General features: G+C 37.9%; 11 protein-coding genes and 1 riboswitch. Of the genes, 5 read left to right on the top strand and 6 right to left on the bottom strand.

Annotation, left to right across the window (positions count from 1 at the left end):
• Positions 1-205: 205 nt before the first annotated feature.
• The gene (locus MHH71_RS17520) at positions 206-340 is read left to right on the top strand and encodes a hypothetical protein (protein WP_003205060.1); all 135 of its coding nucleotides are present in this window, start codon (positions 206-208) and stop codon (positions 338-340) included.
• Between the two features lie 356 nt (positions 341-696).
• On the opposite strand, the gene MHH71_RS17525 is transcribed toward MHH71_RS17520, so the two are convergent.
• The 4 genes from MHH71_RS17525 to MHH71_RS17540 form a co-directional block, all read right to left on the bottom strand.
• The gene (locus tag MHH71_RS17525; RefSeq protein ID WP_006097494.1) at positions 697-1,908 is read right to left on the bottom strand and encodes a NupC/NupG family nucleoside CNT transporter; all 1,212 of its coding nucleotides are present in this window, start codon (positions 1,906-1,908) and stop codon (positions 697-699) included.
• Between the two features lie 663 nt (positions 1,909-2,571).
• Complete coding sequence (locus MHH71_RS17530) at positions 2,572-4,284, bottom strand: C40 family peptidase (RefSeq protein ID WP_006097493.1); 1,713 nt, start codon at positions 4,282-4,284, stop codon at positions 2,572-2,574.
• Positions 4,285-4,494: 210 nt separating this feature from the next.
• Entirely contained in the window at positions 4,495-5,379 is an 885-nt protein-coding gene (locus MHH71_RS17535) for a D-amino-acid transaminase (protein ID WP_006097492.1), read from the bottom strand.
• A gap of 430 nt (positions 5,380-5,809) precedes the next feature.
• Positions 5,810-7,738: an LTA synthase family protein gene (locus MHH71_RS17540; RefSeq protein ID WP_018781256.1), complete on the bottom strand. Its 1,929-nt coding sequence runs from the start codon at positions 7,736-7,738 to the stop codon at positions 5,810-5,812.
• Between the two features lie 923 nt (positions 7,739-8,661).
• Here MHH71_RS17540 and MHH71_RS17545 point away from each other — a divergent pair.
• The 3 genes from MHH71_RS17545 to MHH71_RS17555 all read left to right on the top strand — a co-directional run bounded on the left by MHH71_RS17545 (position 8,662) and on the right by MHH71_RS17555 (position 11,616).
• Positions 8,662-9,027 (top strand): YkvA family protein, encoded by a 366-nt coding sequence (locus MHH71_RS17545; RefSeq protein ID WP_016112579.1) that lies wholly within the window; start codon positions 8,662-8,664, stop codon positions 9,025-9,027.
• A gap of 50 nt (positions 9,028-9,077) precedes the next feature.
• Entirely contained in the window at positions 9,078-9,572 is a 495-nt protein-coding gene (locus MHH71_RS17550; protein ID WP_003209033.1) for a metal-binding protein, read from the top strand.
• Positions 9,573-9,954: 382 nt separating this feature from the next.
• Positions 9,955-11,616 carry a lactate permease LctP family transporter gene (locus MHH71_RS17555; protein WP_006097488.1) on the top strand — a complete coding sequence of 554 codons (1,662 nt, stop codon included), beginning with the start codon at positions 9,955-9,957 and terminating at the stop codon, positions 11,614-11,616.
• Positions 11,617-11,731: 115 nt separating this feature from the next.
• Here MHH71_RS17555 and MHH71_RS17560 read toward each other — a convergent pair whose 3' ends face one another.
• Positions 11,732-11,914: a hypothetical protein gene (locus tag MHH71_RS17560; protein WP_003205080.1), complete on the bottom strand. Its 183-nt coding sequence runs from the start codon at positions 11,912-11,914 to the stop codon at positions 11,732-11,734.
• Positions 11,915-12,340: 426 nt separating this feature from the next.
• Positions 12,341-12,456: riboswitch (TPP riboswitch) on the top strand.
• 266 nt (positions 12,457-12,722) lie between these two features.
• Here MHH71_RS17560 and thiC point away from each other — a divergent pair.
• Positions 12,723-14,483 (top strand): phosphomethylpyrimidine synthase ThiC, encoded by a 1,761-nt coding sequence (thiC, locus tag MHH71_RS17565; protein ID WP_006097487.1) that lies wholly within the window; start codon positions 12,723-12,725, stop codon positions 14,481-14,483.
• 151 nt (positions 14,484-14,634) lie between these two features.
• Here the strand turns inward: thiC and MHH71_RS17570 are convergent, their stop codons facing one another.
• On the bottom strand, positions 14,635-15,993 hold the full coding sequence (locus MHH71_RS17570) for an arsenic transporter (RefSeq protein WP_018781262.1): 1,359 nt from the start codon (positions 15,991-15,993) through the stop codon (positions 14,635-14,637).
• Positions 15,994-16,129 lie beyond the last annotated feature (136 nt).

Here is a 16,129-nt window from a genome sequence, read left to right on the forward strand (position 1 = left end):
GAATTCCTATTGATTAGCAGTTGTCGCAGGTCGTCGAATGGTCGATAAGTTGTGTCGAACCGCCGATATATTGTCAAAAGTAATCCATATTTTTGACAAAAATTTGTCGGAAATGTGTTGTCACTTTTGCGTATATGTGCTATATTATTTCCTGTAAGCGATTTCAAATGGTTTTTAAGCGTATTCAAGGGGGACAACTAGAATAATGAAGCGTTACGAAAGAAAGTGGAAGCATATTTGTTTGAAACGTGTGGCACATCGTAGTGTCCAAGAAAACACGGAACCAAAGACTGAAGTGTCTAAAGAACAGCAAGAGAAGCAATTGGTTTTACAAAAATAGCAGTCACTTTTTCGTATATAAATGAAAGTAGATCGTTCGTTGGGGGATGGACGTGAAAATTACTTTCGACTAAGGGGTATTGTCCGATATATAGATTTAAAGTAAAAATAAGCACAGAGCATACGGCGCTCTGTGCTTATTTTTTTAATCAAACGTTTGTTTAATTTTGAACGAGCCGCTGCCACTTTTACTTTTTAAACCTGACTGTCTTGTCACATCCGATAATTTGTTTTTTATTTTTAGCGCGTAAGTATAGGAAGAGGCTTCTGATAAATAGGTACGTAAAGAGCTGGGCGTATGCGAAATACATTCATAAAAAAAAGCTGACCCGAAAATTCGGATCAGCTCGATTTTTATTATAAGAACATCATACCTGCAACTGCTGCATTTAAGAAGTTCGCTAGTGTACCAGCGATTACTGCTTTAATCCCTAACTGTGCAATTTGTTTACGGCGAGAAGGAGCAAGTGTCCCTGTTACACCTAATTGAATTGCGATAGAAGAGAAGTTTGCAAAGCCACAGATTGCAAATGTTAAGATCATATTTGTTTTATCAGACAGCTCTGACATGTGTGGACCTAAGTTTGCATATGCAACGAATTCGTTGATTGCAAGTTTTTGTCCGATAAAGCTAGCTGCTTGTACAGCTTCGTTTGGTGAAACACCGATTAGGATAGCAAATGGAGATAGAATATATCCAAAGATTAAATCAAGGCTAAGTTTAATATGGAACCAAGATCCAACCCATCCTAATAGGCCGTTTAATACAGCGATTAATGCGATGAACGCCATTAACATTGCTGCAACGTTAATAACAAGCTGCATACCTTCAGATGCACCGCGTGCTGCTGCATCGATAACGTTAGCATCTTCACGCTCTGTAGAAAGTTGTACATTGTTATCCGGTTTTTCTGTTTCTGGCATAATTAGTTTTGCAATTAATAAGCTTGATGGTGCTGCCATAATTGCTGCTGCTAATAAGTGCTCTAGCGGAATTCCCATTGCTGCATAACCAACAAGAACTGATCCTGCAACGGCCGTCATACCGCTTACCATAATTGTGAAGAATTCACTGTTTGTTAGACGAGTTAAGTACGGTTTAATTAAAATTGGTGCTTCTGTTTGTCCTAAGAAAACAGTTGTTACTGCATTTAAACTTTCTGCTTTAGAAGTGCCAAGAAGTTTGCTTAATGCACCACCAACGATACTAACGAACCATTGCATAATACCCAAATAATATAAAATTGCTACTAATGAACTAATAAATACAATTGGAAGTAGTGCTTGAATGACAAAAATGAATCCCCAAGGACCATCTTTATCTAATAAGTTACCAGCGACGAATTTAATTCCCTCATAAGAAAAATTGATTAAGCCTTGAACGCCGTCAGAAGCAACTTTTAAGCCAGCTTTTCCGGCATCCCATCGTAACACGATGAAAGAAAACGTAATTTGTAATGCTAGCGCAATTAAAATTGTGCGCCAATTAATAGCTTTGCGGTTGGAAGATAGTAGAAAAGCAACTGCTAAAATTCCAATCACGCCGCCAATTCCCCATAAAACATTCATGCAGTATAAATCTCCTCTCTCATAGTAAAAAAGTATACATAACAGATGTCTATACTCAACGAAAATAACATCTTAAGTAACGTATCATACCGGACATCAGAGGTCAAACGTCTATTGAAAAGTTTAAATAGAAAGAAAATTATTTAAGAAAACACATATCAATCTTATAGAGGTTAGGTTATGTTATTTTAGGGGAATATATTCATTATTATAACGTTATGAGCTGTTTTTATAGAATACAGTGTATGAAATAAGAGGAGAGAAACATATTTGTAGCAATATGAATTGAAAATATGATAAAGACTTTTCTTTTATAGGTAGGGAGAGAGCATCCGACCATGGATAGAAGCGGTCAGGGCCTTTTCTCGCCCCATGCCGAATTGAAAACAAAAGGAGAAAAAGAGAGCAGGTCACCTTTTGTTCTTCGTAGCAGCGACTTATATGTGAAAAATCAAAAAGGATTTATCCCGCATTAACGGGCAGTAATACTCCCACCTCAAAATTCGGCGAAAGCAAAGAGGTTAGGTGGGAGGTCAACTGCCCGTAAAAGCCCGATTGGTTCAGCTAATAATCAGTGGGGGATGAAGAAAACCCCCACTGATTAAAGTTTCACTTTATATAAAAAGAGTCTTCTAGTAATCTAGAAGACTCTGAAACTATGACTTAAGGTGCTTTTGTATATCCTAAGAAGTGGCTGCTCCAGTAAGAGTTATTCATTGAAACAATTTTAACTCCGTTGTCACCAGCTTGAATAAATGATCCGCCGCCAAGGTAGATACCCATATGAGAAGGACCTGGCTTATAAGTGTTTTGGAAATAGATTAAATCGCCTGGTTGTGGATTTGAAGTTTTTGGTAGACTGCTCCAATATCCTGCTACAGTTTGACGGCTAATGTTGTGACCGAATTTGTTAAATACGTGGAAAATGTAACCACTGCAGTCAACACCATTAGCAGAAGTGCCACCCCATACATATGGTACACCTTGCATTGATTTTGCATATGCAAGAATAGATGATGTATTACCACTTGTGTTGCCTGCGTTATTATTATTATTTTGGTTGTTGTTATTGTTACTGTTGTTAGGTTTATTGTCTACAGCGCCACCGACTGGTGTTTTAGATAGGAAACGAGTTCCTACATAGCCAGTGCGACCGTTGTAGTTAATTTTACTCCATCCATAATGTTCAGAAATAACTTGTACTTTTTGACCTTGTGGAAGAGCACCGATTACGCTGTAATTTGTACCTTCGCCGCTACGTACATTTAATGCTGCCGCATTAATGTAGTATTCACCAACAGATGTTTGTGGTTGCTCAGGCTGGTTTGGTTGTTCCGGTGTCGTTGTGCCACCTTTAACAAATTTCACAAATTCGCTACTTACATAGCCAGTTTTACCGTGATGATTAATTTTGTACCAACCATTTTCTACACCAGTTACATTTAATGTTTGACCGTTTAATACGCCACCAAGTACACCGTGGTATGTAGCTGGGCCTGTACGAACACGTAATGATGTTGTATTAACAACATAAGTACCGCCAGTTTGAACAGTTACATTATTATTGATTTCTTGTTGTTGATCATTACCTTGGACAACATCGTTACTAGAACCACCTTTTGTTACGTAGTCCTTGCTAAGGTAAGCAGTTTGTCCAGCATAGTTAATTTTGAACCAATCTTGAACTTCGCCAACAACTTGTACAACTTGTCCTTTATGAACAGATCCTAAAACTGTATGAGAAGCGCTAGGGCCTGTACGGACGCGAAGAGAAGATACATTTACTGTATAGTTTCCGCTTGCTGCTTGAACATTGTTGTTATTTGAAGAACCAGCGTTTGAAGAAATGCCAGATATGAATTGTCCACTAACGTAACCAGTTTTGCCGTTATGGTTAATTTTAACCCATCCGTTTTCTATGCTAATAACTTGCAATGTTTGTCCTTCATATACACGTCCCATAATGGAACTAGAAGTATTTGGGCTTGTGCGAACACGCAATACATCAGCAGTAACTTTGTTTTTGCCACCTGTGCTTACGTTTGGTGTTGTACCATTTTTTGATACGAATTGTCCACTAACGTAACCAGTTTTACCATTATGGTTAATTTTAACCCAACCGTTTTCTTCACCGATTACGTTTAATGTTTGACCCTCATATACGCGAGAGATGATGTCGTGAGAAGTGCTAGCTCCTGAACGAACGTGTAATACGTCAGCAGTAACTGTGTAGTTTGAATTGTTTTGTGGTGCAGCTTGAACAGTTTGTGTAGCAGGCTTTTGTGTATTTTCAGGGGCAGCTTGAACGCTATCTAATGTCGGGGCTGCTCCTCCTGCTACAGACACTGCCGCAAGACCGGCAAGATATTTTTTCATGTTTTGTCGATTCCTTTCTGTCTGTAATGTAGTGATGAAATATTTACCAACTGTTAAAAATTCTAAAAGGCATGTCGATTACTGTCAAGGCTTATGCGGGAATCTGAATATGTCAAAAATATTACGAAAAAAAATCAAGGTGCATGCTCCACCTTGATTTTGAACGAAAATACATACATTGTTTTATTGCGAAATTTAAAATGTTCGTGTTTAAGGTAATGAGATATTAGAAGTTGAAAAACTTTGGACAAATGTTTTTTGTAGTAGTTTGGTGATTGGCCCAACTTGACCATTTTGGATGGCAGTTCCATCAAGATGTGTCATAGGCAGCACTTCTACAGTTGTTCCTGTAAAAAAGCACTCGTCAGCGTTATAGACATCACGAATACTGAATAATTCTTCTTGAACAGGAATCTGTAGTTTATGGGCTAAGGAAAGAATATATTGACGAATAATCCCGTTTAGGATTAGGTGATTAGCAGGGTGGGTATAAAGGATCCCGTTTTTTACAAGAAAAAAGTTCGAGTGACTACCCTCTGTAACTATTCCGTTACGAACGAGAAGGGCTTCTTTACATCCTTTGCGTTCTGCTTTTGTGGCAGCCAATACATTTGGCAATAAATTTAAGGATTTAATATCACAGCGGAGCCAACGTGTATCAGGTTCTGATATGGCACGTATTCCGTATTCAATCCATAAAGCGGGTCGTTCTTTTTTTGAGATATAAGCATAAATCGTTGGGGTTACATCAAAAGAGAATGCGTGCGCACGATGCTGTACTCCTCGAGAAACTTGCAGGTAGATGGTACCATCTTCTTGGAAGTTATTATTTTCGAGTAATTTGTAAAGTAGTGTAATGAGTTCTGCTTTAGAGAAAGGTAGTGTTAGTTCTATTTCATCCATTGAACGGTATAACCGAGTTAAATGTGGATCTAATAAGTGGATGTTTCCTTTATAAATACGAATTACTTCATAGACACCATCTCCAAATTGTAAACCACGTTCTTCTAATTGTATGTACGGTTGTTTGTTATTTGTATCAATAATTGTGTCATTCCATAATACAAATCTTTCGTATGCCATTTTACTTCCCATCCTTTCTTAATTGTTTTAATGATGAGTGGTGAGAGCCCGTATGGAAACGCCAATTTATTGTATTTCGCATATACAAATTCGCAAATGAGAAATGAGAATCCTGCTTTTTAGAAATAAAAAAAGCAACATTCATATAGAACGTTGCTTGTAACAATGTTGCATAAGGAGGGTAGCTTGTTTCATAGGGATATTGTCTTGGTATAGCTTAGAAAGGTGACCAGTAAACCAAACGGCTTTACTAAGACAATGGATGTTACTTCCCGGTAACGTCAGGAAAATTGTTACAAAAATGATACTATTATTCCCCATGAGGAATGAACAGAATACTGTTTACAAATTCTATTATAGAGATGTTTCATGAATTTTATGTAAATATTTGGTGAAGATTGTGTAATTTTATCATACTAATGTAGAGAAAAAGACGCTGAGATTACTCAGCGCCTTTTTTGTCTTCTTTAATAATTGTTTTTACTTCGCCCGTTTTAATTTTGTTGCTTTCGGAGAAGCGAAGTAAGTCTCCCTCAATGAGTTTATCAGACATGTGCAGTTCATTTTGTGCCCGATCAATCATCGCTTGAGCTTCTTCTTTCGGTACTTCTACAATTTCGCCTGTTTCGCGGTTATAGAATGTATTGTTTGTATATATATATTGTTCTGTTATAAAACTTCCATCACGAAGAACAACGAATGATTTATAATCTGGTGAGAATACATCATGACCGAAGCTAATGTCATTGCTTGAATCAACACCAAGTAAGTTTAGAATTGTTGGTTTAATATCAATTTCACCTGTTGGTTTTGAAATTGTTTTACCTTCTTTTTGACCTGGAACGTGAATGAACATTGGTGTACGTTGTAAGTTCATATGATCAAATGTTGTAATTTCTTCTTTTCCTAAGAATTGTGCCATCGCACGGTTATGGTTTTCAGAAATACCATAGTGGTCACCGTAGAATACGATAACCGAGTTATCATAAATACCTTCTGCTTTTAGACGTTCAATAAAGTTTTTCAGTGCTTCGTCTAAGTAACGAGCTGTTACCATGTAACGGTCAAATACACCATCACCAGAGTTGTAAGGTTCGATTAATTTTGTACCGTCATCATAAGTAAATGGATAGTGGTTGGTTAAACTAAGGAAGCGAGTATAGAATGGCTTCTTCACTTGTTTTAACATATCCACGGATTGATTAAAGTACTCAATATCTTTTAATCCCCAGTTTAACTTTGTTTCTGGTGTGATTTTGTAGTCAAGTTCGTTATAGTAACGGTCGTAACCAAGTGCAGGATACATGATGTTACGGTTCCAGAATGTTGCGTTGTTCGCGTGGAATACAGCTGTGTAATACCCTTGCTGACGCAGGATTTCTGGTGTTGCAGTATATTCGTTATTACCATGTGTAAAGAATACAGCACCTCGGTCTAACGGATATAGTGATGTATCTACTAAGAATTCAGCATCCGATGTTTTTCCTTGTCCAGTTTGGTGGAAGAAGTTATCGAAGTAATAGCTTTCTTTTGTAAATTGGTTTAAGAATGGTGTAACTTCTTGACCATTTACTGTCGCACCAATTAAGAATGTTTGCAAGGATTCAAGAGAAACGACGATTACGTTTTTCCCTTTCGCAACGCCAAACATATTTGGATCTGGTTTCTCTTTGAGTGTCTTCACATAGTTTTCTGTTTCTTGTAATTTGCTACCATCAGCAAATGCTTTTTGTGAACTTGATTTCGCTTGTAAGCCAAGATCATATAATTGGTGAGTATATAAACCTAAGTTTTTTACGAGCATAACACGGTCAAATGAACGCGTTAATAGTTCCGGACGCTCAGTCTCTGCAAGACCTAAGTTTGCGAAGAAAATAGCAACCGTTGATACGAAGTATAAAGAACGCATTGGACGTGACACACGCTCCGTTTTTGCAAAGTCTTTCTTCTTTTTTAATAAAACGAAGAAAAGAATAATATCAGCAAATGCAACAATGATTTTGTAGTTGAGTAGTTCTTTTACACTAGAACCTAACTGTCCAAAGTTGGACGTTTGCCCAAGTACCGGTAAAGTAACGAAATCATTGTAGAATCCGTAGAACATTACGTTACCAACAAGAACGATTGTTAAAACAAAATCAATTCCAAGTGCTATATAATTACGTTTTTTTCCTTTTGCGAATAATGCAAGACCCACAAGCAGTAATGATGTTGCCAATGGACTAATGAATAAGATAAATTCTTGCATGAAAGATTCAAGTTTCAAATCAAAGCTCGTACGCGTTATGATGTAAGTTTTTAGCCATAAGGCCAAAGCGACGAACAAAGTAAAACGCACATTATGAAATTGTGATTTTAAAGATTCCTTCATCCATTTCCACCCTTTCTCTATCAGGCTTGGTCGATTTTTGAGAGAAAAATGCTAAAATAAAAAATACATAGTTTTCTTGGCCATGAGCAGGGTTTTCTATATCACCCATATACGACTTTAACTATGCATACCCTTTTGGTTTCCTGCCATTTCTTTTGTTGATCCATAAGCATAACGTCATTTCTGTATTATACAACAAAATTCAATTCTTAGAAACACTATAACATTTTACAGTTTTTGTATTTTCGTTGTTGCTGCCAGAGAAAACTTTAACATTGGTTTATATGCTCGTCAACTAGAAAATATAACAAAGATAAAAGAGAATGTTAAGAGAAATAGAACATTTTATATTGAGAAATATTGATAGGAAATATATAAACCCTTTCTTTTTAGATGGGAGAGAGCGTCCGGCTGAGCATGGAAGCGGTCAGGTCCTTTTTTCGCCCCATGCCGAATTTAAAACAAAGGGAGAAGGAGAGAGCAGGTCCATTTTGTATGCAAAGCAATTTATAAGTGAAAGAACAAAAAGAGTGATTTAGCAAAATTTTGATTGGTGATGGAAATTTTAATGTATACCCCCCTCTTTTTAGGTGGGAGAGAGCGTCCGGCTGAGCATAGAAGCGGTCAGGCCCTTTTTTCGCCCCATGATGAGTTTAAAACAAAGGGAGGAGAAGAGAGCAGGTCTTCTTTTGTTCCCGAAGCCGTGATTTATATGTGAAAAATTTTATTATAATTAGAGTAAATAGCGGGAAATAATTGCGAACACTTGTTCTTTTTGGTGTTGTCTGTTACAATAAGTTTTCATCGATCGGTTATGTGTATATTTGATGAGCTTTTTATTGACTAATGAGGCTAGTTTTTTCTTTTTGAAGGCACATCTACTTTTGCGTATAGTGAAAAAACAAAATATGGGGGCTCTTTATATGGAACGAAAATTTTCAGTTGAAGCGTTTTGGAATAAAGTGAAACATGTAGCGAAACAAGCGGGACAATCGGTTATTTATGCAAGTTTATTGCTGTTTTACGTTATGCAAAGACCGGATGTTCCAAAACGAGTAAAGGCAACCATTATCGGAGCACTTGCTTACTTTATTGCGCCAATTGATGCGATTCCGGATTTTATAGCTGGAATTGGTTATACGGATGATTTAGGGGCATTAACAGCTGCACTTTTGCAAGCATCCATGTATGTAAATGAAGATGTAAAAGAAAAAGCGCAGATGAAATTAGCGGATTGGTTTGGTTCGGATATAGACACATCGTTTATCGATCAAAAATTAGATCAATAGCTGAGAACTGTCATGTGCTGGCAGGGCAAACATAAGCGAGGAAGTGTACTATGCCATCAGGAAAAACACATACGAAAATAAACTTACTTTCTCTTCCGATTGTTTTATTTATGCTTGTTTCGTATGGATTAACAAATTTTGATTTTTTACTCACTTTTGCGATAGGCTTTTTAATCGGCACGTTTTTCTTAACACCAGATTTGGATATTCATAGTAACGCCTATAATAAATGGGGATTACTTCGTATTTTTTGGTATCCGTATCAATGTGTGATGCCGCATCGTTCTTTTTTAACGCATACGCTTGTAATCGGTGATCTCATTCGTATATTGTATATGCTTCTTGTCTTTTCTCCATTCCTATACATAGTAAATAAAATGGTGCTAGACGGAAGGTTACTTGAGATTGCAAAGGAACATGATGTTGCTTTAACGACATTTGTAATTGGAGTTATCGCTGCGAGTGCACTCCATATTATAGCGGATCGATTGAATACGCGCCGGAAAAAGCTTATGAGAAAAAAGAAGAAAAGAAGAAGAAGGTAGGGCACTTGCGAATTGCGAGTGCTTTTTCTTTTTTAGTTGTGCTGAACGAGGCATAAGGCTTTTAATCAAACGTTTGTTTAAAGTGAAATACGCCAGAGTGACAGTCTTTTCTTTTGTTAATCAAACGTTTGTTTAAAATAATGAGGGAAGAATGAAACTTACTTTTTTCCTATTTATAGAAAGTGCAATTAAACGAAAAAATGGAAAAAATAATCAGAAAAATCTTTTTAAAATAAAAATGGTATGGTAAAGTATAAATACAATAATTGAAAACGTTTTCTTAAACGTTTTTTATTTTGGACTTAAAGGTATGATGACCGGATAGTCTATTGATAGGATTATAAGGATTTTAAAACAGGGGATTACAGAAAGGGAGAGGACAATGGGCACATGGACACAAGTTTACGATCCGTTCGGTAACATTTGGATTTCCGCAGCGGTAGCACTTATTCCAATTATCTTTTTTTTCTTGGCTTTAGCAGTCTTTCGTATGAAGGGCTATGTAGCAGGACTTATTACAGTTGTATTAACAATTTTAGTTGCGCTATTTGCGTATAAAATGCCGTTTGCAATGGCGATGGCAGCAACCGGATATGGCTTTGCATACGGGTTATGGCCAATTGCATGGATTATTGTGATGTCGGTATTTTTATATAAAATTTCTGTCAAAACAGGACAGTTTGATGTGATTCGTGCATCGGTACTATCGATTACGAATGACCATCGTTTACTCGTTATTTTAATTGGCTTTTCATTTGGCGCATTTTTGGAAGGAGCAGCAGGATTCGGTGCACCGGTAGCAATTACAGCAGCGCTTCTTGCTGGTCTTGGTTTAAATCCGTTATATGCAGCAGGACTTTGCTTAATTGCAAATACAGCACCGGTAGCGTTCGGAGCGATGGGAATTCCAATTACAGTTGCGGGGCAAGTAACGGGTATTGATCCCCACAAAATTGGACAAATGGCTGGACACCAATTGCCGTTTTTATCATTGTTTGTTCCATTCTTTATCGTATTTTTAATGGATGGCTTCAAAGGTATAAAACAAACATGGCCTGCATTACTTGTAGCAGGTAGTTCCTTTGCAATTACGCAATTTATTACAGCAACGTTTTTAGGACCAGAACTTCCAGATATTACATCAGCACTTGTCAGCTTAGTATGTTTAGCATTATTCCTAAAAGTATGGCAGCCGAAAGAAATCTATCAATCTAATCAAGCAAATGCTGAAGCGGCAGCAACAACGACGGCTGCATCCATGCCGAAATTAACAGTAGGAAAAGTTGTAAAGGCTTGGTCACCATTTATTATTTTGACAGTGATGGTTGTTATTTGGAGTCAAAGTTTCTTTAAAGCATTATTTGCTCCAGGTGGGACGTTAGAAAGTCTTGTCTTTAAGTTTCAAATTCCAGGTCTGCACAATTTAGTCATGAAGGCAGAGCCAATTGTAAATAAACCAACGCCTTATGAGGCAGTATTCAAACTTGATATTTTATCAGCAACTGGAACAGCAATTTTAATCGCTTGTATCATTTCTATCATTATTTTAAAAATGAGTGCAAAACAAGCTATAGAAACATTTGCAGAAACGTTACAAGAATTAAAAATGCCAATTCTATCTATCGGTTTAGTATTAGGATTCGCATTCATCGCAAACTATTCTGGTTTATCCTCAACACTCGCGTTAGCATTAGCAGGAACAGGTGGATTATTCCCATTCTTCTCACCATTCCTTGGCTGGCTCGGTGTATTCTTAACAGGATCAGATACATCGGCAAACGCGCTATTCTCCAATTTGCAAGCTATTACAGCACAGCAAGTTGGTGTGAAAGAAGTATTGCTTGTTGCTGCAAATACAACAGGTGGTGTAACGGGTAAAATGATTTCTCCGCAATCGATTGCGATCGCGTGTGCAGCAGTAGGTCTCGCTGGAAAAGAATCTGACTTATTCCGCTTCACAGTAAAACATAGTATATTCTTTGTAGTTATTGTTGGTATTATGACATATGTACAAGCTTATTATTTAACGTGGATGATACCTTAAGTAGATAGCCACCAACTTAACACAAACAAGCCAGGTGCTGAAAGTACCTGGCTTGTTTATGCCTAAAATGATACATACACTTAACCCGATGGTTACGCACGGCATGAAAGACTATTCATCCTCGAATAAATACCCTTCCAAGTTTATTGATCCCTCTATAAATAAGTATGCTGATGAAAAGAATAAAAATTGCAAAGAATTCTTCGCCTGCGTCCTCATCTTTCCAGTGAACTTCAAACAGCCAACCGATTCCGTAATTTGCAGTAATCCAGATAGAAAATAATGTCCAAAAATGCATCCAACTTCCCCAAAACAGAGCAGAAAAGAAGGCTATAATTGACGAGCCTCCAAACCAGAGGACAAAAATGATACATATTGCGAAAAACGTAAATCGGAAGATAGATCCCAAACAACCCATTATAATTTCACTCCTGATCTAAACTTTACTTTACATATGTGAATAAATAATATGACTAACTTTTTAGGTGTTCTGATTTTAGCTGAACATGGGTAAGTTTTGACCCCCACCTCAAAATTCAGTGGAAACAAAGAAGTTAGGTGGGAGATGAACTGCCTGTAAAAGCCCGATTGGTCGGGTTAATAATCAGTGGTTCAATAGGGAGTATCGACTAGCAGATAAAAAACGACATGTAAAAATTGTACTTCATGCCTTTGCATTTTTCTGATTATCGTGTATGATGGGAAAGTATTGAAAATTAAATCAGTGATAAACTAGGGGTGCCCAAGAGAAGCGTGGGCTGAGAGAGAAGTGCGAGAACTTCTTAACCCTCTGGACCTGATCTGGCTCGTACCAGCGTAGGGAAGTTAACGGCTTTACATAACTATGTCTTTATGAGCCAGGTCCTTGTTTTACTATGGACCTGGCTCTTTTTATTTTGGCATGCGCTGGTCACTAGTTCTTGTCCTTTTCACAAGTAAAGCGAAAGCGGCTCGGTCAGAATGGGAGGGGATGGAGCTTCAGCTGAAGAGGCGAAGCCACCGATCATTCTAGCTGCTGAAGCGGGAATCGAATTGCCCAGAAGGTGGCCCGAGATTCTGAGCAAGTTCGATTTGCCTGAAATGATAAAGGGGAGGAAACACAAATTATGAAGCAATCTGTTTCAGCTGAGCAAATTGAATTGAAGTCGAGTTTACCAGGAAGTCAGAAAGTCTATGTGGATGGCCCGCGTGAAGGTATGAAAGTACCAATGCGTGAGATTGAGCAAAGTGATACAAACGGTGTACCAAATCCGCCGATTCGCGTGTATGATACAAGTGGTCCGTACACAGACCCTGAGTACAAAGTAGAGCTGGAAAAAGGAATTCCAACACCTCGCCGTGCTTGGAGTGTTGACCGTGGAGATGTAGAAGAGTATGAAGGACGTGAAATTAAACCGGAAGATGATGGCGTGAAGGCTGCTTCTCAGCATACACCTGTGTTCCCGCAGATGGATCGTAAACCACTTCGTGCAAAAAAGGGCGCAAATGTAACGCAAATGCACTATGCACGTAACGGTATCATTACATCTGAGATGGAATATGTTGCGATTCGTGAAGGTGTAGAGCCTGAGTTTGTTCGTAAAGAAATCGCAGAAGGACGTGCGATTTTACCAGCAAACATTAACCACCCAGAAGCAGAACCGATGATTATCGGACGCAATTTCCACGTGAAAGTAAATGCGAATATCGGTAACTCTGCAGTTTCTTCTTCTATCGCGGAAGAAGTAGAGAAGATGACATGGGCAACGCGCTGGGGTGCAGATACAATTATGGACCTATCAACAGGGAAAAATATTCATACGACTCGTGAATGGATTATTCGTAATGCTCCTGTACCAGTTGGAACAGTGCCGATTTATCAAGCGCTAGAAAAAGTAAATGGTATTGCTGAAGATTTAACTTGGGAAGTATACCGTGACACGTTAATTGAACAAGCGGAGCAAGGTGTGGATTACTTTACAATTCATGCAGGTGTACTACTTCGTTACATTCCAATTACAGCAAAACGTACGACAGGAATTGTTTCGCGCGGTGGTTCTATTATGGCGCAGTGGTGTTTATTCCATCATAAAGAAAACTTCTTATACACTCACTTTGAAGAAATTTGTGAAATTATGAAACAATATGATGTTTCCTTCTCTCTTGGAGATGGATTACGTCCAGGTTCGATTGCAGATGCGAATGATGAAGCGCAATTCTCTGAGCTTGAAACGCTTGGTGAGTTAACAAAAATTGCTTGGAAGCATGATGTTCAAGTTATGATTGAAGGACCAGGGCATGTACCAATGCATTTAATTAAAGAAAATATGGATAAAGAACTTGATATTTGCCAAGGCGCACCATTTTATACACTTGGACCTTTAACAACGGATATTGCACCGGGGTATGATCATATTACATCGGCGATTGGTGCAGCGATGATTGGCTGGTTTGGTACAGCAATGCTTTGTTATGTAACACCGAAAGAGCATTTAGGCTTACCGAACAAAGATGACGTTCGTGAAGGGGTTATTACGTATAAAATTGCGGCGCATGCGGCTGATCTTGCGAAAGGACACAAAACAGCGCAGCAACGTGATGATGCTCTTTCAAAAGCGCGTTTTGAATTCCGCTGGCGCGATCAATTTAACTTATCGTTAGATCCTGAACGGGCAATGGATTTCCACGATGAAACATTACCAGCAGAAGGAGCAAAAACAGCTCATTTCTGTTCCATGTGTGGTCCGAAGTTCTGTAGTATGAGAATTTCACATGACATTCGTGAATATGCAAAAGAAAATGATTTAGAAACAACAGAAGCAATTGAAAAAGGCATGAAAGAGAAATCAGAAGAATTTAAAGAAGCTGGTAGTCACTTATATCAATAATTGGATTTGAGATGGGGGTACGAATGCCCACAAATAGTGGGGGATATGTACGGCTTCCGAACACCTTTTAACTTGATTGATCACGTGTATCTAATTTAAATATAGAAGAAGCCTCCTTTGCTAAGACGGTAGCAAAGGAGGCTATTGTTTTTTAGAGGGAGAAGAAAAGTTGTACCCAGTAGAATAAGAGGAATAATGTTACGATTGTTGAGAGTGGGATGACGATAAGGGATACGCTTAAATAATCTTTCCACTTCACTTTAATTTTATTTTGTTTTAGGATGTACATCCAAATGAGGGAAGCAAGTGTACCGATTGGTAATAATAACGATCCCATGTCACTACCGATAATATTTGCAAGATAAATTGTTTTTAGAGTGACTGGATCGAGTCCCATCTCGGTTAATGTAATGGTACCAATCATTAATGCGGGGTGATTATTAAAGACGTTGGAGAGAAGTGAAACCAATCCACCCATTGTAAAGCTTGCGTATAGTAGATGCTGGTTAACAATCGGTTCGAGCCACTTTACAAGAAACGTTGTTAATCCTGCATTGTGAAGCCCGTAAATAATAACATACATGGAGAATGCGAAGATCAAAATGTGCCACGGTGTCTTTTTTAAGATATCGACAGGGTTTGTACGTAAATAGTACCATCTCCATACAAGGAGAACGAGTGAACCGAGTACAGCTACAATTTCAATTGGTATGGATAGGAAGGAAGCGACGAAGAGAAGACAGCGCATAAGGAATACGAAAAGTAATACCTTTAACATAAATTTTGTCCGTTTTTGTTTTGTATCAACGGAATTTTTTCCTTTTAGAGGATGGAAATTTTTTGTGAAGAAGATTTCTTCAATATCATAAGAAGAAACTGGTAATTTTTTAGGTAGTTTTCTCTTTAAAACAGTGTACATGAGCCATGACATAAATAGTAGTCCTAGTGTTGCAGGTACGAACATCATTGCAGTGTGCATATAAAGTGTCATGTGTACGATATTTAATGCGATTAAGTTTACGATATTACTTACACCAATTGGTGCACTTGAAGCAGTAGCAATTAAAGCACCACTTAGTAAATACGGAATTTGTTGGTGTGGTTTTAATTGAAGGTTTTTGAGAAGTAAAATTAAAATTGGAGTTGTAATTAAGATGCTGCCATCGTTGTTAAATAAAAGAGTCATGAGGAAGCATAGTAATTGAATATACCAGTATAAACGGTGACCAGAACCTTTTGCTAGATTTGCCAGTTTTGCAGCCGCCCAATGGAAGAAGCCGAAGCTTTCTAATATAACGGCCATAACGATGGTTGCTAAGATAGTTATGGAGGCGCCTCCTATTTTACTAATAATATCCATAACATCCGGTTTTGATACAAGTCCTGTAAGGAGAATGATACCGGCACCAATTGCAGCGGGCCATGCTTCATTCAATCCCCGTGGTCGCCAAAAAATGATGATCATGGTTAAGAAGAAGACGACGATTGTAATCAATATTTCAGTACTCATTGTTAGCCTACCTTTCTTTTTTACTTGAGCAAATAGATTTGAGCTTGTCTCAAGTGTATACAGCATTATATTCAAAAAAAAATAAGAAGAACTAGGCATGTACCTGAATCTAGTGAATATGTGTATTTGATGTTAA

Origin of the sequence: Bacillus sp. FSL H8-0534 (assembly GCF_038005885.1) — a bacterium.
Classification (GTDB): Bacteria; Bacillota; Bacilli; order Bacillales; family Bacillaceae_G; genus Bacillus_A; species Bacillus_A pseudomycoides.